Here is a 26,379-nt window from a genome sequence, read left to right as displayed (position 1 = left end):
GCTCAGCCCCGGGCGCGGGTCCGCGCGGCGAGCCCGGCCAGCGCCTTCGGGAAGATCTCGGCGGGCGGCGTCACCAACCCTGCACCCACCTGACCGACGCCCGCGACCCGGCCGGCCATCCCGGTGTTGATCTGGGGGAGAATCCCGGTCCGGCACACCCTGGTCACGTCGACGCCGCTGGGCACCCCGGCGAACTCCAGCACCGGGACCGTCCAGCGGGGGTTCTCCCCGATCGTGATCTCGCGCATCCGGCGGGTGGTGGCCAGCGCGTCCGGCACGCTGCCGCCGACCAGCCGGACGATCGCCGGCGCGGTGGCCATGGCGAACCCGCCGATCCCGGCCGTCTCGGTGATCGCGGAGTCGCCGATGTCCGGGTTCGCGTCGTCCGGGCCGTAGTCGCCCAGGAACAGGCCGTCGGCGACCTGCGCCGGGCCGGTGAACCACTCGTCGCCGGTGCCGGCGACCTGGATCCCGAAGTCGGTGCCGTTGCGAGCCATCGCGACGACCATCGTCGAGCCCTCGATGTCGCGGGCGGCGTCGAGGGCGAGCTTGCACGCCGGCATCGCCAGGTTGAGGAAGAAGTGGTCGTTGCCGCCGACGAACCGCAACGCGGCGGCGACATCGGCACTGGAGAAGCCGGCATCCGCGGCCCCGGTGACCAGGGCGGGGGACAGGTCGCGCAGCAGCATGAGCGTGCCGGCCCGGTTGCGGTTGTGCGCCTCGTCGCCCATCTGCAGCATCTGGGTGAGGATCGCGGTGGCGTCGACCGGCGTGCCCGCGTCGCGCACCGACCGGACCGCGGCACGCAGCAGCGGCCCGAGCACGTTCCCCAGCCAGCGCAGCCGGTCCAGGACGTCCGGGGCGTACGCGCCGTAGCGCAGCACCTTGCCCAGGCCCTCGTTCAGCGAGCAGTAGGTGCGGCGCCCGGTCGCCGGATCCTCCAGCACGAGCATCCACATGCTGGGGGTGACGACGCCGGCCATCGGGCCGACCGCCGAGCGGTGGTGGCACGGCTCCAGCGACACCGAGGTGCCCGCCTCGAACAGCGCGGACGCCTGCTCCGGGGCGTCGACCAGGCCCTCCAGCGCGGCGCCACCCATCAGCGCGCCGCGCAACGGCCCGGAGGCGCGGTCCCAGGTGATCGGCGGGCCGGCGTGCAGGAACTCGCCCCGCGCCAGCCCGAGGACCTCCGACGCCGGGGCGACGTCGACCAGCGTGGCGGTGACGCCGAGCATCGCCGCGAGCGCGCGGGCGTTCGCGTCCCGGCGCAGCGGGTCGGTGGCGACGGTGGCGAGATCGTCCGCCGTGTCCTCCATCGGCGGGCGCCAGTCGACCCGGGTGACGGGGACGGCCTGGCCCGCGACGGCGTCGGCCAACAGGTCGGTTCCGGTGCTCACGACGGCCTCGGGCGTACTCACAGGGTGGCTCCGTTCTGCGCGGTCCCGGCCGCGAGTGCGAGGGCCCGCCGGGTGGCGTGGGCGTGGGACAGGTACACCTCGGCGCCGGCGTCGACCAGCGTGCCGACCTGGCGTGGCAGGTCCTGCAGGTCGCCGCCGGTCCCGACGACGGTGACGACGACCGGTACGGGCGCACCGGTGATCGCGGGGGCGAGCAGCGCGGCGGGATCGGGCTCGGCACCGTGCCCGAGCACGACGTCGAGCAGCACGGCGCCGGTGTCCGGGTCGGCCAGTGCCTTGCCCAGGTGGTCCAGGCGCAGTGTCGGATCGATCATGGGGTGGGCCCGGCCCGCGGTGTAGGCGTCGTCGCCGAAGTCGACGAAGGTGTGCCCGGCGTCGGGTCCCGCCGCGGCGACGGCGATCTGCTCGGCCTCGGTCGCCAGGGTGCCGCCGACGAACAGCCCGCGCAGGTACCGGCCACCGCCGGCCGCACGTGCGCGGCCGTGCACCGGCCACTGTGGCACCGGCCGCCCGAGCCGGGTCAGCACCGCCTCGGTGGCCGCGGTGAGGTCCGGCCGACCGGCCCCGAGCAGCGCGAACTCGACGGGGGTGGCGAGCTGCCCGGCCAGTTCGCGGAGCGCGGCGGCGACCTCGTCGGCCGGGGGCTTGGAGACCACGACGATCAGCTCGACGGCCGGGTCCGCGTCGAGCCTGCGCAGTGCCTCGCGGGTGGCGAGCCCGCCGACCGGTGCCGACAGGTCCCGCCCGCCGACCCCGAGCGCCGAGGTCACGCCGACGCCGGCGTGGTCGAGCAGGGCCAGCAGCTGCTGGCAGCCGGTGCCGGACGCGGCGACGATCCCGACCGGCCCCGGGGCGACGGTGTTCGCGAACCCCAGGCCGATCCCGCGCAGGACGGCGGTGCCGCAGTCCGGCCCCATCACCAGCAGTCCGCGGCCGGCCGCCACTGTCTTTAGGGCGACCTCCTGCTCCACCGGCACGTTGTCGCTGAAGATCATGACGTCGCTGCCCGCGTCGAGCGCGTCCATCGCCTCGACGCAGGCGTGCGGGCCGGGCACCGACACCAGCGCGATCGGGGCGGCCTCGCGCTCCAGCGCGGAGCCGGTGGTGCGCGGGGGCGCGACGGCGGGGCCGTCACCGTTCCCGGCCGGGCGGTTCGCCTCCTGCAGCGCGCGCTCGACCCCGGCCAGCGCGGCCGGCAACGCCTCGTCGCCGGCCAGGTGCAGCGCCACCACCAGGTCGTTCGATCCGGTGCCCGGCGGGACCTCGAATCCCATGCCGGTGAGGACCTCGACGTTGAGCGGGGTGGCCATCGCGACCTGCGCGGCGGTGACCCCGTCGAGTCCCTGCACGGTGCGGCTGACCCGGAGCAGGGTCACGGAGTCGGCGTAGGCGCCGGGTCGTACCTCGACGTGCGTCGTCATGCGGCGACCCCTTCGTGGAATGTGGATGGATCGAGCGTGGGCAGGTGGAGTCCGGTCAGCGCGAGCCGGGCGCCGTGCAGCATCCCGATCCCGGACGAGTGACCGACGGCGGTGAGCGCGGCCTCGGCGGCGAGCGCCCCCGCGCTCGTGACGAACGCCGCGAACTGCGGGATCACCTCGCCGTCGAGCGCGCAGCGCAGCAGCTCGGCGGACAGCAGGGTCGTGCGGTGCAGGCAGGCGCGCACGGCGTCGTCGACCTCCGGGGTCGGCACCCGGGCCGCGCGGTGCAGGGCCAGCCAGCCGCAGAGGACGTCGTCGCCGAGCGGGGTGAGCCCGTCGCCGCGCCCGACGAGACCGGGAACCGTGGCTGTGGTGACGGCGGTGGGGAGCTCGGCGATTCCGGCCGGCGAAGAGGGTGCGGTCGCCGCTGCGGCGGTCGCCGGGAGTGCCGGGACGCGGGTGTCGACCAGTCGCCGTACGACCAGCGGGACGCCGTCGAGGTGCAGCACACCGCCGTGCACCCGGGCGTCCGCGACATCGAACCGCTCGACGCGGGTGTGCAGCGCACAGGGGACCGCGACCGCGTGGCGCCCCGTGACGCCGACGCAGCCGTCACCGACCGCGAGGTAGACCGCGTCCGGTCCGCGGTGCACGACCGTGACCGGGCCGTCGGGGGTCCGGCGGAGCCGGTCCCGGACCCGGACAGGTGCGCCGGCGGGGATCACGAATCCGACGCTAGCCCTGGGCACAACGCTTGACCGATGTTAACTTGTGCCACCTTCGGCGTGGATGGACGGCAACTGTTGCTCAAGCATGATCGTAGTGATCCCGAGCCGCCTGCCCGGGCCGCGCTGGCCCGGGTCGACGCCCTGCACACCGGCCTCACCCAGATCGCCCTGGAGGGCGGCGATCTCGACGGCATCGCGGCCGAGGTCGGACGGGTGCTCGGCGTGGGCGTCGCCTTCACCTCCACCGACGGCCGGGAGCGGGCCTCGGCGCTGCCCGACGACGTCCGCGGGGTGCTCGCCGAGCACGCTCTCGTCGATCCGACCGGCCGGCTCAGGGTGGAGCGGATGGGGGCGGGCGGGGTCGCCGTCGGCGGCGGTGAGGCGCGCACGCTGCGGGTCGCCGCGGGCGGGCAGAACCTGGCCCGGCTGGTGTGCGTGCGCCGGGACGCGCGACTGACCCCGGACGACGTCCACGCCCTGGAACGGGCCGCCGCGGTCGCCGCGCTGCTGATCACCCGCGAGGAGGCCGTCACCGCGGTCGAGACCAAGTACCAGGGCGACTTCCTGCGGGACCTGCTGCTGCGCCGCACCGCCGACCCGGCGTACGTGGCCGAGCACGCCGACCTGTTCGGCTGGGACCTGCGCCGCCCGATGGTCGTGGTGTCGGCCGAGCTGGACCCGACCGACGAGCCGGTCTCCGGCGAGCAGCGGCGGACCTGGCAGAAGCGGTTCTCGGCGGCGTGGCGTCAGGTGTGCACCGGGCTGGGCCCGGGCATTCCGACGGTCGACTTCTCCTCCGAGGTGGTCACCCTGCTCCCGGTCGGCGGCCCGGTCGGCGGCCCGGTCGGCGGCTCGGGCGGCGACCGGAGCGGCGCCGGCGGCGGGGGCGGGGGCGGCAAGGGCGGCAAAGGTGGTGGCAAGGGCACCGACGGCCCGCCCGGCCGGGACCTCGTGCAGCGGGCGGTCACCGCGGTGGCCGGGGACAAGGGCGGTGGCCGTCGCCCGTTCTCGGCCGGGGTGAGCCGCCCGGTCGCCGACGTCGACTCCCTGCCGGGCGCCTACGGGCAGGCCCGGCGCGCGGTCGAGGTCGGCAGGCGGATCGGTGGCGGGGGCCGCACCACGTTCTTCGACCAGCTCGGCCTGCACCGGCTGATCGCACTCATCCCGGACCCGGCCGAGCTGACGTCCTTCGTGCGGGACGCGCTGGGACCGCTCGCCGAACCGACCGCCGAGGCGACCGAGCTGCGGGAGACGCTGCAGATCCTGCTCGACACCAACTTCAACGTCGCCGAGGCGGCCCGGTCGCAGTTCTTCCACTACAACACGATGCGGTACCGGGTCTCGAAGCTGGAGCGGCTGCTCGGACCACTGTCGACGGACCCGAACCTGCGCCTCGACGTCGCGGTGGCCCTGCAGGCGCTCAAGATCAGCCGTTGAGTGCGGCGAAATCTCCGCGAAACCTACGGGGACCCGCACGCGTGTCACGGTGCCGCGTCATCAATTCGTGCCAGTGGATCCGCACAACGATCGGCAAGGATCGCCGTCGAGGTGCGACCTGGGTCTCATTAGCTTGAGTCGGGTTCGCGAAGTAGCAGAACCGGAGGGGGATCGAGATGTCGATGTTCAAGTGGGAGGTCGTCGATCCCGCTCCCGGTGAGGCGGTCGGAGCCAAGCAGCGGCTGCCGTGGGGGAGGACCGCGGGGCTGGGTATCCAGCACGTCGTCGCGATGTTCGGTGCGACGTTCGTCTTCCCGGTGGTGATGGGGCTCGACCCGAACCTCGCCATCCTGTTCTCCGGGATCTGCACGATTCTGTTCCTGGTCGTCTGCAAGAACCGGGTCCCCAGCTACCTCGGCACCAGCGCGGCGTTCGTCGGCGGCGTGGCCGCGATCCGCGCGATGGGCGGCGACTCCGCGGACGTCACCGGCGCGATCCTGCTGTCCGGTCTCGTGCTGCTCGCCGTCGGCGTGTTCGTGCACTTCGCCGGGCCGCGCCTGGTGCACGCCGTGCTGCCGCCCGCCGTCACCGGCGCCGTCGTCATGCTGATCGGGTTCAACCTCGCCCCGGTCGTCGCGTCGGTGTACTGGCCGGTGGACCAGTGGACGGCGCTGCTGACGGCGACCTTCCTGGTGTGCGCCGCGGTGCTGTTCCCCGGCTTCTGGGGCCGGATCGCGGTGTTCCTCGCGCTCGTCTTCGGCTTCGTGATCTCGTTCCTGTTCGACGTCGTGTTCGGCCCGATCACCTCCTGCGGCGGCGCCGACTGCACCCCGGAGCCGCACTCGCGTGTCACGTTCGAGGGCCTCTCCGACGCCGCCTGGTTCGGCCTGCCCAGCGGCACCCTGGACGACGGTGTGGCCGCCGTGCACGGGCCGAGCTTCTCGCTCGTGTTCCTCCTGCTGGTGCTCCCGGGCGTGATCGCGCTGATCGCCGAGAACCTCGGGCACGTCAAGGCCGTCGCCGAGATGACCGGTGACGACCTCGACCCGTACATGGGTCGTGCCATCGGTGCCGACGGTGCCGCCACCGCGCTCGCGAGCCTGTTCGGCGGCTCCCCGACGACCACCTACGCGGAGAACATCGGCGTCATGGGCGCCACCCGCGTGTACTCCACCGCCGCGTACTACGTCGCGGCCGGCGTCGCGATCGTGCTGGGGCTCTGCCCGAAGTTCGGGGTGCTGGTCGGTGCCATCCCGGGCGGCGTGCTCGGCGGGATCACCGTGGTGCTCTACGGGATGATCGCCCTGGTCGGAGCGAAGATCTGGGTGGAGAACGGTGTCGACTTCGCCGAGCCGCGCAACCTCGTGGGGCTCGCGGCGGGCCTCGTCGCGGGCATCGGCGGCGTGGCCATGGACTTCGGTGGCGGTTTCGAGCTCGGCGGCATCGCGCTGGGCACGATCATGGTCATCGTCTACTTCCACGCCGTCGCGCTGCGCGACCGCCGGACCGGAGAGTCCGTGCCCGCCGCGGGGACACCGGCCGGTGGGATGACGACCACGGCGCCCGGCGCCGATGACGACCAGGAGACGAAGAAGACCCCGTGAAACCTGCTCCCTTCGACTACGTACGGCCCGACCGGCTGGCCGACGCCGTCGCCGCGCTGTCCACACCGGACAGCAAGGTGCTGGCAGGCGGGCAGAGCCTGATCCCGCTGCTGTCGATGCGCCTCGCCGCGCCGTCGCTGCTCGTCGACATCAACGGCCTGCCCGGTCTCGGCGCCGTCACGGTCACCGCCGACGGGGTACGGGTCGGCGCGCTGGCCCGGCACACCACCGTGCTGGAGTCGCCGGACGTCGCCCGGGTGCAGCCGCTGGTGCCGATGGCCCTCGAGCACGTCGCGCACGCCACCATCCGCAACCGCGGGACGACGGTCGGGTCGCTGGCGCACGCCGACGCCGCCGCCGAGATGCCGGTGGTGCTGAGCCTGCTCGGCGGGTCGCTGGACGTCGAGGGGCCCGCCGGGCGCCGCGCGATCGCCGCGTCCGAGCTGTTCACCGGCCCGCTGGAGTCGTCGGTGGGGCCGGACGAGATCGCCGTCTCCGCCTTCTTCCCCGCGCTGCCCCCCGGGGCGGGTGTCGCCTTCGACGAGATCGCTCGCCGGCACGGCGACTACGCCCTGGTCGGGGTGGCCGCGCTGGTCGAGGGCGAGCGGATCCGGGTCGGCTACCTGTCGGTGAGCGACGTGCCGACCGTCGTCGACCTGACCGGGCTCGACCCGGGCGACCGGGCCGATGCGGCGCTGGAACAGCTGGACCCGATCGGTGACATCCACGCCACGGCCGCCTACCGACGCACGCTCGTGCGGGTACTGACCGACCGCGTCGTGGCTTCCGCGGTCGAGAACTCCGCTGCGATGCTGAAGGGAGCACAGCCGTGAGCGAGACGCTGCACGAGATCCGCCTGCGGGTGAACGGGATCGAGCACGAGCTGCGGGTCCCGGCGCGGCGGCTGCTGTCCGACGCGTTGCGTCACGATCTGGGACTGACCGGGACGCACGTCGGCTGCGAGCACGGAGTCTGCGGGTCCTGCACGATCCTGGCCGACGGCGAACCGGTGCGGGCCTGCCTGATGCTGGCGGTCGCCGCCCAAACACACGACATCACCACCGTCGAGGGGTTGGCGGAGCCGGACGGGACGCTCTCGCCGGTGCAGCAGGCGTTCGCCGAGTGCCACGGCCTGCAGTGCGGGTTCTGCACCCCCGGCTTCCTGACGACGGTCACCGCCGGGCTGCGCCGCGAGCCGTGCCCGACCCACGAGCAGGCCCGGGACATGATCGCCGGGAACCTCTGCCGGTGCACGGGCTACCAGAACATCGTGCGTGCAGTGGAGCGGGCGGCGGAGATCGGGGCGTCCTCGTGACCACCAAGCTGATGGGACAGCCCGTCCAGCGGGTCGAGGACCAGCGGTTCCTGCGCGGCGGCGGCCGCTACGTCGACGACGTCGCAGCGGGCCCCGGCACCCTGCACGCGGCCGTCCTGCGGTCCCCGCACGCGCACGCCCGCATCGTCGACATCGACGTCTCCGGGGTCCTCGACGTCGACGGTGTGCACGCCGTCTACACCTACGACGACCTGACCGGCCCACTGGCCGAGCCGCTGCCCGTCCTCATCCCGCACCCCGCGCTCACCCACGGCCGCACGCAGTACCCGCTGGCCCGCGACGAGGTGAACCACGTCGGCGAGGCGATCGCCTTCGTCGTCGCCGACGACCGCTACCTGGCCGAGGACGCGGTGGACCGGATCGTCGTCGACTACGAGGTGCTGCCCGCCGTCGTCGGGATCGATGTCGCCCGTGCCGCGGAGCGACTGGTGCACGACGACGTCCCCGGCAACGTCGGCGCTCGCATGGAGCAGACGGTCGGGGACGCGCCGGCCGCGATCGCCGCGGCCCCGCACCGCCTCGAGCTGGACCTGGAGATCGAGCGCAGCGCCTGCATGCCCCTGGAGGGCCGCGGCACCGTCGCCCGCTGGGACCCCGACGCAGGCCGGCTCGTCCTGTGGACCTCCACCCAGAGCTCCACCGGTGTCCGTGCGGCGGTCGCCGCGAAGCTCGGCCTGGACATCGGCCGGGTCGACGTGATCACCCCGGACGTCGGTGGCGGGTTCGGTGTGAAGATCGTGCACCCGTGGCCGGAGGAGCTGCTGGTCCCGATGGCCGCCCGCGCGCTGGGCCGGCCGGTGAAGTTCACCGAGGACCGGCGCGAGCACTTCATCTCCTCGGCGCACGAGCGCGGGCAGGTCCAGCACATCGAGGTCGGGTTCGACGACGACGGCCGGCTGCTCGGCCTGGACGTCGAGTTCTGGCACGACCACGGCGCCTACACGCCGTACGGGCTGATCGTCCCGATCATCACCTCGACCCAGCTGCTCGGCCCGTACAAGCCCGGCGCCTACCGGGTGACGTTCGAGTCGCTCTACACCAACACCGTGATCGTCACGCCGTACCGCGGCGCAGGCCGCCCGCAGGGCTGCTACGCCATGGAACGCACGATGGACGCGATCGCCGAGTACCTGGGGCGGGACCGCACCGAGGTGCGGGCGGCGAACTTCATCCAGCCGCACGAGTTCCCCTACGACCACGGCCTGATCTTCCAGGACGGCCGGGCGCTGGAGTACGACTCGGGTGACTACCCGGCGTCGCTGGAGAAGCTGCGCAAGCTGATCGGCTGGCACGAGTTCGGCGCGTTCAAGGAGCAGATGGCGCGCGACGGCCGCACCGTCGGGATCGGGCTGGCCTGCTACGTCGAGGGCACCGGCGTCGGCCCGTACGAGGGCGCCCACGTGCACGTCGAGACCACCGGCAAGGTCAAGGTCGCGACCGGCCTCACCACGCAGGGGCAGAGCCACGAGACGGCGTTCGCCCAGATCGTCGCGGACGAGCTCGGGGTGCGCTTCAGCGACGTGGAGGTCGTCACCGGCGACACCCGCCGGATGCCGTACGCGGTGGGCACGTTCGCCTCCCGGGCCGCGGTGATGTCCGGCTCGGCGATCTTCAAGGCCGCCCGGCGGACGAAGGAGAAGGCGCTGCGGCTCGCCGCGGACGCGCTCGAGGCCTCCGTCGACGACCTGGAGATCGTCGACGGTGTGGTCGGGGTGCGCGGGACGGACCGCTCGATCCCGCTGGGCACGCTGTCGGTGCTGTCCAACCCGCTGCGCTACGCCTTCGACGAGGCCTCGAAGGCCGCGACCCAGTTCTCGGTGGGTGAGCGCGACGCGCTCCCGGTCGCCGAGGGGGAGGAGCCCGGCCTCGAGGGCAAGGACTTCTACAGCCCGGAGCACGCCACGTTCGCCTCCGGCATGCACGCGGCGATCGTCGAGACCGACCCGGCCACCGCCGAGATCCGGATCCTGCGCTACGCCGTCGTGCACGACTGCGGGAACCTGATCAACCCGATGGTCGTCGAAGGGCAGATCCACGGCGGGGTGGCCCAGGGCGTGGGCGGTGCCCTGTACGAGCGGATGGCCTACGACGAGGGCGGCCAGCTGCTCAACGCGTCCTTCATGGACTTCCTGATGCCCTATGTCACCGAGATCCCCGACGGGATCGAGATCGACCACCTGGAGACACCGTCCCCGCTGAACCCGCTGGGGATCAAGGGTGCCGGCGAGGCCGGGGTCATCCCGGTCTCCGCGGTGGTCGCGGCGGCTATCGAGGATGCCGAGGGCATCCCGATCCGGGCGATGCCGATCTCGCCGTCCGACCTGCACACCCTTCGGGAGGAACACCGCTCATGAAGATCAGCGGGACCAACGTCGTACCGCACCCGGTCGAGCACGTGTGGGACGCGGTGCTCGACCCCCGTGTGCTGGTCGCGAGCATCCCCGGCTGCGAGAGGCTGGAGGCCACCGGCGACCACGAGTACGCCATGACGGTCACGGCGGGGGTGGCCGCGATCAAGGGCAGCTACGCCGGGAGGTGCGCGCTGTCCGACCTGAAGCCGCACGAGTCGCTGGTGATGACGCTGGCCGGGGCCGGTGCTCCGGGCACGATCGATGCGGTCGTCGACGTCGGGTTCGAGGACCTCGGCGCGGACGGCACCCGCATCTCCTACGCCGCCGACGCGACCGTCGGCGGGATGGTCGGCGGCGTCGGCCAGCGGATGCTCGCGAGCGTGTCGAAGCGGATGGCGGCCGAGTTCTTCGGCAACGTCGGCCGGGCGATCGCCGCGCCGATGTCGGTGCCGGTCGAGGGGTCCGGCTCCGACATCGGCGGTGCGCCGGTCGCCGTCGACCGGGACGCCGACACCGTGCCGCCGGCACTCGTCGGGGGGCCGGGGTACACCGCCCCGACCACCCGGCCGGGCGTCCACACGGCGTCCGCCGCGGGCGCGGCCGGTCCGGACGACCTCACGAAGGGCATCGGCATCGGTGCCGCGGTGGCGCTGCTCGGTGTGCTGGTCGGCGCCGCGATCGGGCGGCGCCGGTGACCGGCGGGCCCGCCCTGTCGGTGGACTCGACCGCCCGTGCGCAGGCCGCGGCGCTGCGTGCCAAGGAGATCTCGGCGCGCGAGCTCCTGGAGCTGCACCTGCACCGGATCGCCGAGCGGAACCCGCAGCTGAACGCGGTCGTCTCGCTGGATCCGGAACGCGCCCGCGCCACCGCGGCCGCCGCCGACGAGGCCCTCGCCGCCGGGACGGACCCGGGCCCGCTGCACGGGCTGCCGTTCGCGTTCAAGGACACCCACGACGCCGCGGGGTGGCGCACCACCTACGGCTCGCCGCTGTTCGCTGAGCACGTCCCGGAGACCGACGAGCTGGTCGTCGAGCGGATCCGGCGAGCCGGGGCGGTGCCGATCGGCAAGACCAACGTCCCGGAGTTCGCGGCCGGCTCGCACACGTTCAACCCGGTCTTCGGCACCACGCTCAACCCGCACGACCCGTCCCGTTCCGCGGGCGGTTCGTCGGGTGGCGCCGCGTGCGCGCTCGCGGCCGGGATGGTGCCGCTGGCCGAGGGCTCGGACATGGGTGGCTCGCTGCGCAACCCGGCGTCGTTCTGCGGGGTGGTCGGGTTGCGGCCGTCCTGGGGCCGGGTGCCGGAGTGGCCGCAGGCCAACATGTGGGAGACCACGAGCACCGGTGGCCCGATGGCCCGCACCGTCGGCGACCTGGCGCTGCTGCTGTCGGTGCTGGCCGGCCCGGACCCGCGGGCCCCGCACGCGCTCGGCGACCCGGGGGCGACGTTCGCTCCGCCGCTGGAGCCGGCGCCGCCGGCCGGTCTGCGGGTCGCGCTCTCGCCCGACCTCGGTGGTGCCTTCGCGGTCGACCCCGAGGTGGGCGCGGTCGTCGAGGCCGCCGGACGGGCGCTGGCCGGTGCCGGCGCGTCCGTCGGCTCCGCGGTCCCCGACCTGACCGGCGCCGACGAGTGTTTCCGGACCCTGCGTGCCTGGCACTTCCAGGCCCGCTTCGGGGACCTGCTCGCCGAGCACCCGGAGCAGTTCAAGGCCTCGCTCGCCGCGAACATCCGGGCCGGCGAGACCCTGACCGGCCCGGACATCGCGCTGGCCTACCGGCGGCGGAGTGCGCTGGCCCAGCGGATGCGGGAGTTCTTCGCCGAGCACGACGTGCTGGTGCTGCCCGTGTCGCAGGTGCCGCCCTTCCCTGCCGACCAGGAGTTCCCGACCGCGATCGACGGACGGCCGATGGAGTCCTACCTGGACTGGATGCGGTCGGCGTACCTGATCACCGTCACCGGCTGCCCGGCGATCTCGGTGCCGTTCGGGACGACGCCGGACGGGTTGCCGGTGGGGATCCAGATCGTCGCGCGACACGGCGCCGACCGGCGCCTGCTGGAGGTCGCCGCCGCCGTGGAGCAGTACTCCAATCATTGCCAGTAACGAGGCGTTCCGACGGCAATCTTTGCCATGTCGGCGCACCTCCTGCGCGGGTTGAATCGAGCCGTGCCCAAGCAGGGCCACGCCCCGGCAGCAGGAGGACCAGGCATGACCCGGCGCATCCGGATCGGCATCGACACCGGTGGGACGTTCACCGACGTCGTCGCCTTCGACGAGGAGGCGGGCGAGCTCGTCACCACCAAGACGCCGTCCACCCCCGCCAACCCGGCCGACGGGTTCCTGGCCGGGATCGACAAGGTCCTGGGCCTGTTGGGTGCGGACGGCTCCGCGATCGAGGCCGTCAGCCACGGCACCACGGTCGCGACCAACCAGCTCCTCGAGGGCAAGGTCGACCGGCTCGGCTTCATCACCACGGCCGGCTACGAGGCGATGCTGGAGATCGCCCGCCAGTCGGTGCCGGACGGCTACGGCAACTCCTACTTCTGGGTCAAGCCGAGCCGGATCGTGCCGCGGCACCTGGTGAAGGGCGTCGAGGGCCGGCTGGACCACACCGGCGCGCAGGTCCGCCCGTTCGACGAGGCGGGCGCGCGGGCGGCCGCCCGCTGGTTCCGCGACCACGGCGTGAACACCCTCGGCGTCTGCTTCCTGCACGCCTACGCCGAGCCCTCGCACGAGCAGCGGATGCGGGAGATCCTCACCGAGGAGCACCCCGAGGCCGTCGTGTCGCTGTCCAGCGAGGTGCTGCGGGAGTACCGCGAGTTCGAGCGAGCCACGACGGTGCTGGTGGACGCCGCGGTGAAGCCGCGGCTCTCGGCGTACGTCGGCAACATCAAGAACCGGCTCGCCGAGTACGACGACCGCGAGATCCCGTTCTACGTCATGAAGTCCAACGGCGGCGTGCTCTCCGCCGACGAGGTCGTCCACCAGCCGATCACCACCGTCCTGTCCGGACCGGCGGCCGGCGCGCTCGGCGCCGCGCTGATCGCGAAGGAGGCCGGCTTCGACAAGGTCCTGACCTCCGACGGCGGCGGCACCTCCACCGACGTCTCGGTGGTGATCGACGGCGAGCCGACGCTGACCACCGAGGGCACGGTCGGCCGGTTCCCGTCCAAGATCCCGATGATCGACGTCGTCACGGTCGGCGCGGGTGGCGGCTCCATCGCGTGGATCTCGCCGGAGGGCACCCTGAAGGTCGGCCCGCACTCGGCGGGCGCCGACCCGGGACCGCTCTGCTACGGCCGGGGCGGCACCGAGGTGACCATCACCGACGCGCACGTGTTCCTCGGCCGGATCCCGCCGCACCTGCTCGGCGGCGAGATCCCGCTCGACGTCGACGCCGCCCGCGCCGGTATCGAGACCCTCGCCAAGGAGCTCGAGCTGAGCCCGGAGGCGTGCGCCACCGGGATCCTGGAGATCTCCGCCTGGAACCAGGCCAACGCGCTGCGCCAGGTCACCGTGAAGCGCGGCCTCGACGTCCGCGACTTCGCGCTCACCACGTTCGGCGGGTCCGGGTCGCTGCTGCTGTGCCGGCTGGTCGACGTGCTCGGCGTCCCGACCGTGCTGGTCCCGCCGAACCCCGGCAACGTCTCCGCGTTCGGGCTGCTCACCGTCGACGTCAAGAACGACTACGTGCAGACCCACGTCGCGCTGGCCGACACCCTCGACCCGGCCGACGTCACCCGGATCGTCGGCGACCTCACCGGGCAGGCCACCGCGGCGCTGAACCGGGAGGGGTTCGCCCCCGAGCAGCACGGCTTCGTCCGGACCGCGGACCTGCGCTACTTCGGGCAGGCCTTCGAGGTGCGGGTCCCGGTGCCGGACGGGCCGGTGACCGCGTCCACGTTGGACACTGTCGCGGAGGCGTTCCACGCCGCACACCGCACGCTGTACGGCTACGACTTCGCCGGTGACCCCGACCAGCAGGTCGAGTGGGTGAACCTGCGCGTCTCCGGGATCGGGCCGATCCGCCGCCCCGAGATCCCGCGCCACGACCTCGTCGCCGACCCGGTCGCCACCGAGGTGTCCCGGCGGCCGGTGTGCTTCGACGCCGCCGACGGCTTCGTCGACACCCCCGTCTACCGGCGTTCCGACCTGGTGCCCGGCGCGGTCGTCGACGGGCCGGCGATCGTCGAGGAGTTCGGCTCCACCTCGCCGCTGCACCCCGGCTTCACCGCCCGCATCGACGAGCACCTGAACATCATCGTGACCCGGAAGGTTTCGCAGTGACCGCCGTCGTCGTCCCGGACACCGGCTCCCGCCGGGCTCCCACCCAGTTCCCGTTCGGCCCGCTCACCGGTGACGCCGGCGCGAGCGCCGACCCCGTCCTCGTCGAGATCGTGCAGGGCTCGCTGGCCAGCGTGGAGATGGAGGTCGAGACCGCCATCGCCCGCACCAGCCGCAGCCCGATGATCCGCGACGCGCACGACTTCCGCGCCGGCATCCACGACCGCAGGCTGCGCAAGCTCACCGGCCGCTCCTACTCGGCGCTGGTGCACCCGATCGCCCGCGAGTTCCCGATCGAGGAGATGCGCGAGGGCGACGTCTTCTTCCACAACGACGTCTACCGCTCCGAGGGCGGCATCGGGCACCTGCCCGACCTGTGCGTGACCGTCCCGGTCTTCGCCGGGCCCGCCGACGACCGCCGGGTGGTCGCGTTCGTCCAGGCGTTCGGGCACCACGACGACATCGGTGGTGCTGTCCCCGGCTCGATGCCGTCCAACGCGACCAGCGTGTTCTCCGAGGGGCTGATGGTCCCGCCGATCCGGCTGTGGGATGCCGGTGTCCCCAACCGGGCCGCCCTGGCGATCATGACCCGGAACTCGCGGATGCCCGAGTCGCTGTCTGCGGACCTCGACGCAGAGTGCTCGGCCTGCCTGATGGGCGCACGCCGGCTCGGGGAGCTGTTCGACCGCTATGGCGTCGAGACCGTCGAGTCCTGCTTCGACGCGATCATCTCCCGCACCACCGAGACCTACCGCCGGGAGATCCTCGGCCGGATCCCGGTCGGCACCTGGACCTGGGAGGACTACGCCGAGCACGACGGCGTCGACGAGCCGAAGCTGCACACCCAGCGGATCACGCTGACCCGCACCGGCCCCGACGACCCGGACGGCGAGCGGCTGATCCTCGACTTCGCCGGGACGTCGCCGCAGGCCAAGGGGCCGATCAACCACTGCGGTGACTACTCCGACGGCGTCTTCCTCAAGAAGTGGCTCGCGCCGATCCTGCGCAACCTCGCCGACTCCCCGGAGCGGATGGCCGAGCTCGACGTCAACGAGGGCATCGTCCCGCTGATCGAGATGCGGTTCCCGCCCCCCGGCACGTTGCTGACCCCGGTCTTCCCGGCGCCGACCAACGCCCGCACGTTCGTCATCCTGCGGCTGCTCGGCGTGCTCGCCGGCGTCGTCGCCAAGGCGGTCGACGGGCAGATGCCCGCCGACCAGGAGACGATCCGCTACACCGGCGTCTACGGCGAGGACCTCGAGGGCCGCCCCTACCTCATGCGCGAGGTGCTCGGTGGCGGATCCGGCGGCCGGTACTACGCCGACGGCGAGGACACCATCCACGTCGTCCCGGACTCGCGGAACCTGCCGACCGAGTTCACCGAGGCCCGCTTCCCGTTCCTGGTGGAGTCGCTGTCGCTGGCCGTCGACTCCGGCGGCCCGGGCGAGTTCCGTGGCGGTCTCGGCTACGAGAAGCACATCCGGATGCTCAAGAACGCGCACTTCATGTCCATCGCGGACCGGTCGATCCTGGCCTGCTGGGGCGTGAGGGGCGGCAAGGCCGGGCACCCGTTCCAGGTCGTCATCGACCCGGACGGGCCGAACGAGCGCGAGGTCGACGCGCTGGCCGACGCCGAGCCGGTCGCCGCGGGTGAGGTGATCCGGATCCGCACCACCGGGGGTGGCGGCTGGGGCGACCCGCTCGCCCGCGAGCCGGAAGCGGTCGTGCAGGACGTCGTGTGGCGCAAGGTGTCGCCCGAGGCCGCCTTCGCCGACTACGGCGTCGTGCTCACCGGCACGCTCGACGACGACACCCTGGCCCACGACCCCGCCGCCACCATCACCGAGCGCGCCGGCCGCTCCGCCTGGTCCAAGGCCGACGACGCCTTCTTCGACCGAGGCCCCGGCTACGCGGCCCTGGCCGCCGGCGCCCCCCACGCCGACGTAGACCGGCTCTGAGCTGCGCGACGCACGCCCGATGGGCGCCGAGTGGCACGTGAGGGTTCCTGGCGGAGCATCTGGGTGTCTTTCGGTGGGGCACGCGATCGGAAGTGAGAGGGGTGGGTGCGGTGCTGCGGGTGGCGATCCCGGGAGGTAACGGGAAGACGGGGCAGGCGGTCGCGGCGGCGCTGCACGAGCGCGGTGCCACGGCCGTCCCGTTGGGGCGCGGCGACCGGGTCCGGGCAGCCGCGGCCGGGTGCGACGCCGCGTACCTGATCGCCCCGAACATGCATCCGGACGAGCCCGCACTGATCGCCGGACTGCTCGACGAGCTGCGGGCCGCGGGCGTCGGGCGGGTCGTCTACCACTCGGTGGCCTCGCCGTACGCCCCGGACATGCCGCACCACCTGGGCAAGGCCCGGGCCGAGGATCTCGTGCGCCGGTCCGGTCTTCACTGGACGATCCTGCAGCCGGGCGCCTACCTGCAGAACGTCGACGTCACCGGTCCGGTCCGGGTGCCCTACGACGTCGACGCCGTCTTCGGTTTCGCCGACCTGGCCGACGTCGCCGCGGCCGCCGCCACCGTGCTGCTCGAACCCGGGCACGCCGGCGCGACCTACGAGCTCGCGTCCCGCACCGCCACCGTCGCCGAGCTCGCCGCCGAGGCCGGTGTCACCGCCGAGCGGGTCCCCGGGCCCTCCGGGCTCGGCGAGTGGCTCGACGCGATGTTCGCCTACTACGACCGGCACGGCCTGCCCGTCGGCACCCGCACGCTCACCGCCCTGCTCGACCGCTGAGCACGGCGTCCTCCCACGACAAGGACGGCACTGCTGTGACGCACCCTTTCCGGCACGCGCCCGCGTGCTGCCGCAGATTCGGCAACAACTGCCATCGATCCGGTCCGCTTTCCGTCTCAGCAGACGGTGATCCAGGTCGCACCACGAACCTAGGTTCGTCGGCGTGAGGGTTCTGCTGGCGCTGGGCGGCAACGCGATGACCGCCGCCGACGGTCGCGCCCGGCCCGAGGACCAGGTGGCCGCGGCCCGGGTCGCGGCCGCCGCCGTCGCCGGGCTGCTGGCCCGCGAGGTCGATGTGGTGATCACCCACGGCAACGGCCCGCAGGTCGGCAACCTGCTGGTGAAGAACGAGCTGGCCGCCTCGGTGGTCCCGCCCGTCCCGCTGGACTGGTGCGGCGCGCAGACCCAGGGGACGCTCGGCTTCGTCCTCACCACCGCGCTCGACGCGGCGCTGGCCACCCGCGGGATCGACCGGCGCACCGCCGCCGTCGTCACCCGCACCGTCGTCGCCGCCGACGATCCCGGTTTCAGCCGGCCGACCAAGCCGATCGGCCGCTACCTGCCCGCCGACGAGGCCGCGGTCCTCGCCGGGCACGGCCAGCACTGGGAGGACCGCGGCGAGCGCGGGTGGCGCCGGGTCGTCGCCTCGCCGGAGCCACGCGAGATCGTCGACGGGGCCGCGATCCGGGCACTCGTCGATGCCGGGTTCGTCGTCGTCGCGGGGGGTGGCGGCGGGATCCCGGTGGTGCGGGCCGGTGACGGGTCACTGCACGGCGTCGAGGCGGTCATCGACAAGGACCTCGGCGCCGCGCAGCTGGCCCGCACCGTGCACGCCGACGTGCTGGTCATCGGCACCGACGTGCCGCAGGCGGTGCTGCGTTTCGGCACCCCGTCGGCCGAGCCGCTGGGCGTGGTGCCGGTCGAGAAGATGCGCGCCCACGCCGCCGAGGGGCACTTCGCCGGGGGCTCCATGGGCCCCAAGGTCGACGCCGCCTGCCGGTTCGTCGAGCACGGCGGTACCCGGGCCGTCATCACCGATCTGGAACACCTGGCGGAGTCGCTCACCGGCGACTCCGGAACCGTCGTCGTCCCGTCCTGAGAGGAGTCGTCATGCCCGACGCCATCGAGGTACGCAAGGTCCCGATCCACTCCGTCGCCGACGCGAGCGAGCTCGCGAAACTGATCGACTCCGGTGACCTGCGGGCCGAGCGGGTCGTCGCGATCATCGGCAAGACCGAGGGCAACGGCGGGGTCAACGACTACACCCGGATCATCGCCGACCGTGCCTTCCGCGAGGTGCTCATCGAGAAGGGTGCACCGGCCACGCAGGTCCGCGACGTCCCGATCGTCTGGTCCGGCGGCACCGACGGCGTGATCAGCCCGCACGCGACGATCTTCGCGACCGTCCCGCCGGAGGAGGCCACGCCGTCCGACGAGCCGCGTCTCACCGTCGGCTTCGCGATGAGCGAGCAGCTCGCCCCGGAGGACATCGGCCGCACCCCGATGATCACCAAGGTGGCCGACGCCGTGCACGCGGCGATGAAGCGCGCCGGCATCACCGACCCGGCCGACGTCCACTACGTCCAGACCAAGACCCCGCTGCTGACCATCCACACCATCCGCGACGCCAAGTCCCGCGGCGCGACGGTGTGGACCGAGCAGACTCACGAGTCGATGGACCTGTCGAACGGCTGCACCGCGCTCGGTGTCGCCGTCGCCCTCGGTGAGATCGAGATGCCGACCGACGACGACGTCATGCACTCCCGCGACCTGTACTCCGCGGTGGCGTCCTGCTCGTCCGGTGTGGAGCTGGACCGGGCGCAGGTCGTCGTCGTCGGCAACGCCCGCGGGGTCGGCGGTCGCTACCGGGTCGGGCACTCGGTGATGAACGACGCCCTCGACGCCGACGGCATCTGGAACGCGATCCGCGACGCCGGGCTCGACCTGCCGGAGCGCCCGCGCACCTCCGACCTCGGTGACCGGCTGGTCAACGTGTTCCTCAAGTGCGAGGCGTCGCTGGACGGCACCGTCCGCGGGCGGCGCAACGCCATGCTCGACGACTCCGACGTGCACTGGCACCGCCAGATCAAGGCCTGCGTCGGCGGGGTCACCGCGGCCGTCACCGGGGACCCGGCGGTGTTCGTGTCGGTGTCCGCCGCGCACCAGGGCCCGGAGGGCGGCGGCCCGGTCGCCGCGATCGTCGACCTGGGCTGACCGTTCCCGCCTCCGGCCGGTTCCGTGACCGCGGGGCCGGCCGGGCGCGTCACCGCCGACCGGACCGAGGAGCGCCCGTGCCCCAGATCCGTCCGCCGCGCACCTCGGGGGAGGGTGGCGCGGTGACCGACTGCGTCCGCCCCGGTTCGACGGCCTACCTCGACGCCGTGCTCGACCCGGGCTCGTTCCGCGCCTGGACCACGCCCGCCGCTCCACCCGTCGGAGCCGATGCCGGTTACCGGGCCGAGCTGATCCGCGCCCGGGCGGACGCCGGTACCGACGAGTCGGTGGTCACCGGCGAGGGGAGCGCGGGCGGGGAGCGGCTCGCGGTGGTGTGCAGCGAGTTCGGCTTCCTCGCCGGGTCGGTCGGCACCGTCGCGGCCGCCCGGATCGTGACGGCCGTGGAGCGGGCCACCGCGGCCCGGCTCCCGCTGCTGCTCGCCCCCGCCTCGGGCGGGACCCGGATGCAGGAGGGGACGGCCGCGTTTCTCGCGATGATCGAGATCGCGGACCGGGTCGCCGCGCACCGGCGGGCGGGGTTGCCGGTCGTCGTGCACCTGCGGCATCCGACGACCGGGGGCGCCTTCGCGTCCTGGGGGTCGCTCGGGTCGCTGACGTTCGCGGAGCCCGGTGCGCTCGTCGGGTTCCTGGGGCCGCGGGTGTACCGGGAGCTCCACGGCGCGCCGTTCCCGCCCGGGGTGCAGACCGGCGAGCACCTGCACGAGCGCGGCCTGGTCGACGCCGTGCTCACGGCGGACGAGCTGGCGCCGGTGCTGCGGCGGATCCTTGCGCTGATCCGCAGCGGCCCGAGCTCGGCACCGCCCGGACCGGCCTCGGTGCGTTCCGCGGAACGCCGGGGCCTCCCACGTGATCGGACCCCCGACGCGTGGACGTCGATCACCGCGACCCGGCGCACCGACCGGCCGGGCGTCCGCGCCCTGCTCGCCGCGGTCGAGGACACCGTGGAACTGCGCGGCACCGGCGCGGGGGAGACGGCGGCCGCGACCGTGCTGTGCCTGGCCCGGTTCGGGGCGTCCGCGTGCGTGCTCGCCGGGCAGGACCGGAGCGCCGGTCGCGCGCCGGGACCGGCGGACCTGCGGGTCGTCCGCCGCGCCGCGGCGCTGGCCCGCGAGCTGCGCCTCCCCCTGGTCACGGTGATCGACACCGCCGGAGCGGAGCTGAGCCCGGCCGCCGAGGAGGGCGGCCTGGCCGGGGAGATCGCCCGCTGCCTGGCGGAGCTGGCCGACCTGCCGGTTCCGGTGGTGTCGGTGCTGCTCGGGCAGGGTGGCGGAGGTGCCGCGCTGGCGCTGCTGCCGGCCGACCGGGTGCTCGCGGCGCGGAACGCCTGGCTGACCCCGCTGCCCCCGGAGGGCGCGAGCGCGATCGTGCACGGCACCGCGGAACGCGCCGCCGAGGTCGTCGCCGACCAGCGGGTACGCAGTGCCGACCTGGCCGCCCACGGCGTCGTCGACCGGATCGTCGAGGAGTGCCCGGACGCCGCCGACGAGCCGGACGCGTTCGCCGCCCGGGTCGCCGCGGCGCTCGCCGAGGAGCTCCCGCTCGCGGCCGCGACCGGCGGGACGCGACGCCTGGGGCGGCGCCGGCGGGACTGAGGATCCGCCGGCAGGAGTGACGTGGGCGGTCGCCGGGTACCTGGCCGGCAACCCACGGAAGGAGCCGCGCGTGCAGATCGGCTACAAGCTCTTCGCCGAGGCCTTCACCCCGCAGGAGATGGTCCGCCAGGCCGTCCGCGCCGAGGAGGCCGGCTTCGACTTCGTCGAGATCTCCGACCACTACCACCCGTGGCTCGAGAACCACGGACACTCCGGTTTCGCCTGGTCGATCCTCGCCGCGATCGCCGCGCGCACCGAGCGGATCCACCTCGCCACCGGCGTGACCTGCCCGACGATCCGGTACCACCCGGCGATCATCGCGCAGGCCGCCGCGACCACGGCGCTGCTCGCCGACGGCCGGTTCACCCTGGGCGTCGGCTCCGGGGAACGGCTCTCCGAACACGTCACCGGCGCCGAGTGGCCGGTGATCGGCGTGCGGCAGGAGATGCTCCGCGAGGCGCTGGAGATCATCCGGCTGCTGTGGACCGGCGGGTACCGCACCTACCGCGGCAGGTATCTGTCCATCGAGGACGCCCAGGTGTTCGACCTGCCGGACCCGCTGCCGGAGATCGCCGTCGCCGCGGGCGGGCCGCGGGCCGCGCGGATCGCCGCCGAGCTGGGCGACGCCCTGTTCGTCACCGAGCCGCGCACTGATCTGCTCGGGGCCTACCTCGCGGCGGGCGGCACCGGGGCCCGGTATGCCGAGGTGCCGCTGGCCTGGGCGCCCACCGAGGACGCGGCGCTGGCGAGCGCGCACGAGAGGTTCCGGTTCGGCCCGACCGGCTGGAAGGTGCAGTCCGAGCTGCCGAACGTGCGGAACTTCGAGGCCGCCACGCAGTTCGTGCGCACCGAGGACATGCGCGACGTCTTCGGCGCCGGGCCGGACGTCGAGCGGCATCTCGCCGTCGCACAGGGCTTCGTCGACGCCGGCTACGACCGCCTCGCCCTGATCAACGCGGGCCCCGACCCGGAGGGCTTCTTCGGCTTCTACGAGAAGGAGCTGGCCGAGCGGGTCCGAGCGCTCGAGCCGGCTGCCTGACCGAGCGAGCCGTCAGCCGTCCATCTTCGAGGGGTCCAGGGGTGCAGGGCGCACGCCGAGCCTGCGGTTGAGCAGGATCGTGATCCCGTAGAGGACCAGGCCGAGCAGGAGGAGCAGGCCGGCCAGCTCGTACTCGATCGCGTCCCGCCCGGAGAGCGGCAGCACCAGGTACGCGCTGGTGAGTGCACCGATGATCGGCAGCCCGGGCGGGGCCCGGAAGTGGTCGGCGTCGACCCGGTCGCGCCGCAGTACCAGCACCGCGACGTTGACGATGGCGAACACCGAGAGCAGCAGCAGCGATGTCGTCCCGCCGAGCGCGGAGACCACGTCGGACTCGGAGTCCAGCGACACGTAGCTGATCAGTCCGAACGAGATCAGCGTGGTGACCAGGATCGCGACCCACGGGGTGCGGCGGAACGGGTGCACCCGGGCCAGCGGCTTCGGCAGCACGGCCTGGTTGGCCATGCCGTAGAGCAGCCGCGAGGCCATCAGCATGTTGATCAGTGCCGAGTTGGCGACCGCGAACATCGAGATGAAGGGCAGCACCGCGTCCGCCGGAATGTTCGGCGCGCCGGCCCGGACGACCTCGACCAGCGGGGTCTCGCTGGCGGCCAGCGGGCCCACCGGGACGAGTGCGACGGCGCAGATCGCGACCAGCACGTAGATGATCCCGGTGATCGTCAGGCCGGTGAGCATGATCTTCGGGAAGATCCGGCGCGGCTCGCGGCACTCCTCGGCCATGTTCACCGAGTCCTCGAAGCCGACCATCGCGAAGAACGCGAGCGAGGTCGCCGAGGTGACCGCCAGGAACACGCTCTTGTCCTCGGGGGTGTCGAAAGCGACCACCCGGGACCAGTCGGCGTTGCCCCCGGCGATGGCGTACACGCCGACCAGGATCACCAGCAGCAGGCCGGCGAGCTCGACCATCGTGAGCACCACGTTGACCGCGACGCTCTCGCCGACGCCGCGGAAGTTGACCGCGGCCACCAGCACCATGAAGCCCAGCGCGATCAGCAGGATCCCGCCGTTGCCCAGGTCGAGGCCGAAGCCCTCGTCCAGGTTCGCCGCGAACGCCCGCGACGCCGTCGACGCCGAGGTGATCCCGGAGGACATCACCACGAAGGTGACCATGAACGTGAGGAAGTGGATGCCGAAGGCCTTGTGCGCGTAGAGCGCGGCGCCGGCGGCGGCCGGGTACTTGGTGACCAGCTCCAGGTAGGAGAACGCGGTGACCATCGCGACCGCGAAGGCGACCAGGAACGGCAGCCACGCCGCCCCGCCGACCTCCTCGGCCACCTGGCCGACCAGGGCGTAGATCCCGGTGCCGAGGATGTCGCCGACGATGAACAGCAACAGCAGCCCGGGGCCCATCACCCGCTTCAGAGCGGGCCCGTTCTCCCCGGCCGACGTGGTGGCGGCCTCAGCCATCCGCGTACCCCCTCCTGCGGCGCACCCGGCACGCGCCGCGACCCGGACAGCCTGGTCGTCCCCGGGCGCGGTGTCGAGACGCATCGGCCACGCCCCGGCTGCCCGCGGACCGGCACGATCGGCGACCGGGGTGCCGCGGCACCACCCGGGTGATCAGCCGCGGTGGCGGGGGCCGCGCGCGGTGTCCGGATAGGACCCGTGACCCGTGACCGACGCCATCGGCCGGGACTGCGCAGGTTCCTGCCGGGCCGGTTCCTGCCGGCTCAGGACGGTGGTCCGGTCGCGCTGGTTCTCGGCCTGCTCCTGGAGCAGGTCCCGGATCTGCTTCAACAGCTCGCTGTCGGTCACCGGGGTCTCCTCCTCCTGGCCCCGCTTGCGCCGCTCCTGCAGCCACTTCATCGGGAAGACGACCAGGAAGTAGATGACCGCGGCCGTGATCATGAACTGGATGATCGCGTTGAGGAACGCCGCGTAGTCGAGCTGGACCTCGTCGGTGAGCGGGATCGTGCCCGGCGGGACGGCGTTCTCACCACCGGAGAACAGCCGGAGCAGCGGCTCGAGGAACGACTTCGTGAACGTGGTGACCACGGCGGTGAACGCGGCGCCGATGACGACAGCTGCCGCGCGCTCGCCGGGATCACCCGTCGGCGGGGCCCTGTCCGACCCGGCGCTCGGCGATCAACCGGTCCAGGAAGTCACCGGCCTCCCGGGCGGCCCGCTCGACGTCGCCGTCGGTGATGGCGTCGACGATGCCGGTGTGCGAGACGTCGTCGTCGGTGCCGACGGTGCCGGGCATCGTCGCCGCGACACTGCCGGCGACCGCCTCGACCACGCCCCGGTAGAGCGCGGCGAGCAGCCCGTTGCCCGAGCAGTGGACGACGGCGAGGTGGAAGTCGGTGTCGGCCCGGGCGGCGCGTTCCAGCTCGGCCGGGCCCGGCTCGTCGCCGCGGCGGGTGCTCGCGGCGACGGCCTCGATGGCGACGTCGCGCTCGGCGAGTGCCGCGCGCAGGACGGTCAGGTCGTCGGTGGTGCGGCGGGCGGCGGCCAGCCGGGCCGCCTCGACCTCGAGGGTCCGGCGTACCTCCAGCACCTCGCGCAGCTCCGCCCCGCACAGCGTGCGCAGCGCACCGGACAGCTCGGTCGTCGCCCGCACGTAGGTGCCGTCGCCCTGCCGCACCTCGAGCAGCCCGCCGTGCGCGAGCGCCCGGACCGCCTCACGGACGGTGTTACGGCCGACCTCGAGCGACGACGCCAGCTCGGACTCCGGCGGGATGCGCCCGCCGACCGGCCACTCGCCGGTGGAGATCGCGGTCCGCAGCTGGTCGATGACCTGGTCGACCAGGCTGCCGCGACGTGCTGTGACAAGAGGCACCGGGTCATCCTTCCATCCGAACATCCTACGTCTGTAACAATACTGTTTCGTGAGCATTGCTGAGCAGAGGGCGCGCGCCGGGGAAGCCGTCGGCGATCGGTCGAGACATGCCGCGTTGCTCAGCACCCCACTGCTCGTCGTCGGCGTCGCGCTCGCCGCGGCGAACCTGCGTCCCGCGGTCACCAGCATGGCCTCGGTGCTCGGGGACGTGCGCGATGCCCTCGGTGCGTCCGCCGCCTGGACCAGCGTGCTCACCGCGGTCCCGACGATCTGTTTCGGGCTGGCTGCGATCGCCGCCCCGTGGCTGGGCCGGCGCGTCGGCATGGCCCGCGCGATCGGCGGCGCCCTCGCGGTGCTCACCGCGGGCCTGGTCCTGCGGATCATCGACGGGCCCTGGGTGGTGCTCGGCGGGACCTTCATCGCGACGGCCGGCATCGCGATCGGGAACGTGCTCATCCCGGTCGTGGTCAAGGAGTCGTTCCCGCACGCGGTCGGCCGGGTGACCGGCATCTACACCGCGGCGCTCGCCGCGGGCGGCGGCATCGGGGCGGGCCTCACCCCACCGCTGGTGCCGCTGCTCGACAGCTGGCGCGGTGCGGTCGGGGCCTGGGCCCTGCTGTCCGCGGCGGCACTGGTGGTCTGGATGTTCGGGGCCCGGCACGGCTCGGCGGCGGACGTGCCCGCGCCCGCCACCTCCGGGCCGCCCCGTTCGATGCTGCGCAGGCCGCTGGCCTGGGCGGTCACCGCGTTCTTCGGGCTGCAGGCGTGCGTGGCCTACGTCGCGATGGGCTGGCTGTCCGAGCTGTTCGTCTCGGAGGGGATCTCCCGGACCGACGCGGGCCTGATGCTCGCGCTGATCAACCTGATCGGGATCCCGCTGAGCTTCGTCATCCCGCCGATCGCGCTGAACCGCAACTCGCAGTCCGGCTGGATCGTCGGGCTCGCCGCCTTCTCGCTGGCCGCGGTCATCGGTCTCGCCGTCGCTCCCGCCGCCGCGCCGTGGCTGTGGTCGGTGATGCTCGGCATCGGGATGGGGGTCTTCCCGCTGGCGCTGGGCGTGATCGCCCTGCGGACCCGGGCGGCGTCCGAGACGACCGACCTGTCCGCCATGGCGCAGGGCGTCGGCTACCTGATCGGTGCCGCCGGTCCCTTCCTGTTCGGCATGCTGCACGGGGTCACCGGCAGCTGGACGCCCTCGCTGGTCCTGCTGGGCGGGGTGATCGTCGTGGAGATGGTCGTCGGCTGGATCGTCGGGCGCCCGCGCTTCGTCTGACGCCGGTGCCGGAGCACCGCGCCGGGGTGCCGCGACGGACGCCCGTGCGGGGCAGAGGCGGTGGTGGGCGCGGTGTACCGTCGAGACGCACCCGACCGAGCCGGCGTCCGTCAGCGACACGCTCCG

General features: G+C 73.4%; 20 protein-coding genes and 1 pseudogene. 15 read left to right on the top strand and 6 right to left on the bottom strand.

Translation table 11 applies throughout. The features are described 5' to 3' along the window. Positions 1-2 precede the first annotated feature (2 nt). Genes JOF36_RS01180 through JOF36_RS39915 form a run of 3 tightly spaced genes read right to left on the bottom strand, consistent with a single transcriptional unit; the run spans position 3 to position 3,564 of the window. Entirely contained in the window at positions 3-1,418 is a 1,416-nt protein-coding gene (locus tag JOF36_RS01180; RefSeq protein ID WP_210024578.1) for a YlbE family protein, read from the bottom strand. Further along, positions 1,415-2,839: an AllF/FdrA family protein gene (locus JOF36_RS01175; RefSeq protein ID WP_210024577.1), complete on the bottom strand. Its 1,425-nt coding sequence runs from the start codon at positions 2,837-2,839 to the stop codon at positions 1,415-1,417. The genes JOF36_RS01180 and JOF36_RS01175 overlap by 4 nt, the downstream gene beginning before the upstream one ends. Further along, entirely contained in the window at positions 2,836-3,564 is a 729-nt protein-coding gene (locus JOF36_RS39915; protein WP_210024576.1) for an oxamate carbamoyltransferase subunit AllH family protein, read from the bottom strand. Before JOF36_RS39915 ends, JOF36_RS01175 begins: the two co-directional genes overlap by 4 nt. 78 nt (positions 3,565-3,642) lie before the next feature. Between JOF36_RS39915 and JOF36_RS01165 the strand changes: the two genes are divergently transcribed. The 14 genes from JOF36_RS01165 (at position 3,643) to JOF36_RS01100 (ending at position 22,180) form a co-directional block, all read left to right on the top strand. After that, positions 3,643-5,004 carry a PucR family transcriptional regulator gene (locus JOF36_RS01165; RefSeq protein ID WP_245350604.1) on the top strand — a complete coding sequence of 454 codons (1,362 nt, stop codon included), beginning with the start codon at positions 3,643-3,645 and terminating at the stop codon, positions 5,002-5,004. Positions 5,005-5,186: 182 nt separating this feature from the next. After that, positions 5,187-6,608, top strand: coding sequence for a uracil-xanthine permease family protein (locus tag JOF36_RS01160; protein WP_210035009.1), 1,422 nt, complete (start codon positions 5,187-5,189; stop codon positions 6,606-6,608). Further along, positions 6,605-7,441 carry an FAD binding domain-containing protein gene (locus tag JOF36_RS01155; protein WP_210024574.1) on the top strand — a complete coding sequence of 279 codons (837 nt, stop codon included), beginning with the start codon at positions 6,605-6,607 and terminating at the stop codon, positions 7,439-7,441. Before JOF36_RS01160 ends, JOF36_RS01155 begins: the two co-directional genes overlap by 4 nt. Next, positions 7,438-7,923: a (2Fe-2S)-binding protein gene (locus tag JOF36_RS01150; protein ID WP_210024573.1), complete on the top strand. Its 486-nt coding sequence runs from the start codon at positions 7,438-7,440 to the stop codon at positions 7,921-7,923. Before JOF36_RS01155 ends, JOF36_RS01150 begins: the two co-directional genes overlap by 4 nt. Continuing rightward, entirely contained in the window at positions 7,920-10,298 is a 2,379-nt protein-coding gene (gene cutA, locus JOF36_RS01145) for an aerobic carbon-monoxide dehydrogenase large subunit (RefSeq protein WP_210024572.1), read from the top strand. Before JOF36_RS01150 ends, cutA begins: the two co-directional genes overlap by 4 nt. Further along, positions 10,295-10,990, top strand: a complete 696-nt coding sequence (locus JOF36_RS01140) for an SRPBCC family protein (protein WP_210024571.1) — start codon at positions 10,295-10,297, stop codon at positions 10,988-10,990. The genes cutA and JOF36_RS01140 overlap by 4 nt, the downstream gene beginning before the upstream one ends. Next, positions 10,987-12,396 (top strand): amidase, encoded by a 1,410-nt coding sequence (locus JOF36_RS01135; RefSeq protein WP_307862161.1) that lies wholly within the window; start codon positions 10,987-10,989, stop codon positions 12,394-12,396. The genes JOF36_RS01140 and JOF36_RS01135 overlap by 4 nt, the downstream gene beginning before the upstream one ends. A 105-nt stretch (positions 12,397-12,501) precedes the next feature. Further along, positions 12,502-14,580, top strand: coding sequence for a hydantoinase/oxoprolinase family protein (locus JOF36_RS01130; protein WP_210024570.1), 2,079 nt, complete (start codon positions 12,502-12,504; stop codon positions 14,578-14,580). Further along, on the top strand, positions 14,577-16,535 hold the full coding sequence (locus JOF36_RS01125) for a hydantoinase B/oxoprolinase family protein (RefSeq protein ID WP_210024569.1): 1,959 nt from the start codon (positions 14,577-14,579) through the stop codon (positions 16,533-16,535). Before JOF36_RS01130 ends, JOF36_RS01125 begins: the two co-directional genes overlap by 4 nt. A gap of 119 nt (positions 16,536-16,654) precedes the next feature. Beyond that, positions 16,655-17,314, top strand: coding sequence for an NAD(P)H-binding protein (locus JOF36_RS01120; protein ID WP_210024568.1), 660 nt, complete (start codon positions 16,655-16,657; stop codon positions 17,312-17,314). A gap of 163 nt (positions 17,315-17,477) precedes the next feature. After that, complete coding sequence (locus tag JOF36_RS01115) at positions 17,478-18,413, top strand: carbamate kinase (protein WP_307862160.1); 936 nt, start codon at positions 17,478-17,480, stop codon at positions 18,411-18,413. A gap of 11 nt (positions 18,414-18,424) precedes the next feature. Then, positions 18,425-19,528: a barbiturase gene (bar, locus tag JOF36_RS01110; protein WP_210024567.1), complete on the top strand. Its 1,104-nt coding sequence runs from the start codon at positions 18,425-18,427 to the stop codon at positions 19,526-19,528. 77 nt (positions 19,529-19,605) lie between these two features. Further along, positions 19,606-21,141: a carboxyl transferase domain-containing protein gene (locus JOF36_RS01105; RefSeq protein ID WP_307862159.1), complete on the top strand. Its 1,536-nt coding sequence runs from the start codon at positions 19,606-19,608 to the stop codon at positions 21,139-21,141. Between the two features lie 70 nt (positions 21,142-21,211). Next, positions 21,212-22,180: a TIGR03557 family F420-dependent LLM class oxidoreductase gene (locus tag JOF36_RS01100; RefSeq protein ID WP_210024566.1), complete on the top strand. Its 969-nt coding sequence runs from the start codon at positions 21,212-21,214 to the stop codon at positions 22,178-22,180. A 12-nt stretch (positions 22,181-22,192) separates the two neighbouring features. On the opposite strand, the gene JOF36_RS01095 is transcribed toward JOF36_RS01100, so the two are convergent. From JOF36_RS01095 to JOF36_RS01085, 3 genes and pseudogenes are all read right to left on the bottom strand, one after another. Beyond that, positions 22,193-23,608, bottom strand: a complete 1,416-nt coding sequence (locus JOF36_RS01095; RefSeq protein WP_210024565.1) for an APC family permease — start codon at positions 23,606-23,608, stop codon at positions 22,193-22,195. Between the two features lie 153 nt (positions 23,609-23,761). After that, a pseudogene (locus JOF36_RS01090) lies at positions 23,762-24,220 on the bottom strand (MscL family protein); the annotation flags it as partial. Between the two features lie 25 nt (positions 24,221-24,245). Continuing rightward, positions 24,246-24,980 (bottom strand): FadR/GntR family transcriptional regulator, encoded by a 735-nt coding sequence (locus JOF36_RS01085; protein ID WP_210024564.1) that lies wholly within the window; start codon positions 24,978-24,980, stop codon positions 24,246-24,248. Positions 24,981-25,095: 115 nt separating this feature from the next. Between JOF36_RS01085 and JOF36_RS01080 the strand changes: the two genes are divergently transcribed. Then, complete coding sequence (locus JOF36_RS01080; protein ID WP_245350602.1) at positions 25,096-26,253, top strand: CynX/NimT family MFS transporter; 1,158 nt, start codon at positions 25,096-25,098, stop codon at positions 26,251-26,253. Positions 26,254-26,379: the final 126 nt, after the last annotated feature.

Source organism: Pseudonocardia parietis (assembly GCF_017876315.1).
Taxonomy (GTDB): Bacteria; Actinomycetota; Actinomycetes; order Mycobacteriales; family Pseudonocardiaceae; genus Pseudonocardia; species Pseudonocardia parietis.
The sequence above is the reverse complement of the archived record's forward strand: the minus strand, read 5'-3'. Positions and strand labels throughout refer to the sequence as shown.

Excerpts from the sequence above, each read along its gene's own strand:
- JOF36_RS01175 (WP_210024577.1), bottom strand. The coding sequence starts at position 2,839 with ATGACGACGCACGTCGAGGTACGACCCGGCGCCTACGCCGACTCCGTG.
- JOF36_RS01160 (WP_210035009.1), top strand. The coding sequence starts at position 5,187 with ATGTTCAAGTGGGAGGTCGTCGATCCCGCTCCCGGTGAGGCGGTCGGA.
- JOF36_RS01140 (WP_210024571.1), top strand. The coding sequence starts at position 10,295 with ATGAAGATCAGCGGGACCAACGTCGTACCGCACCCGGTCGAGCACGTG.
- JOF36_RS01130 (WP_210024570.1), top strand. The coding sequence starts at position 12,502 with ATGACCCGGCGCATCCGGATCGGCATCGACACCGGTGGGACGTTCACC.
- bar (WP_210024567.1), top strand. The coding sequence starts at position 18,425 with ATGCCCGACGCCATCGAGGTACGCAAGGTCCCGATCCACTCCGTCGCC.
- JOF36_RS01095 (WP_210024565.1), bottom strand. The coding sequence starts at position 23,608 with ATGGCTGAGGCCGCCACCACGTCGGCCGGGGAGAACGGGCCCGCTCTG.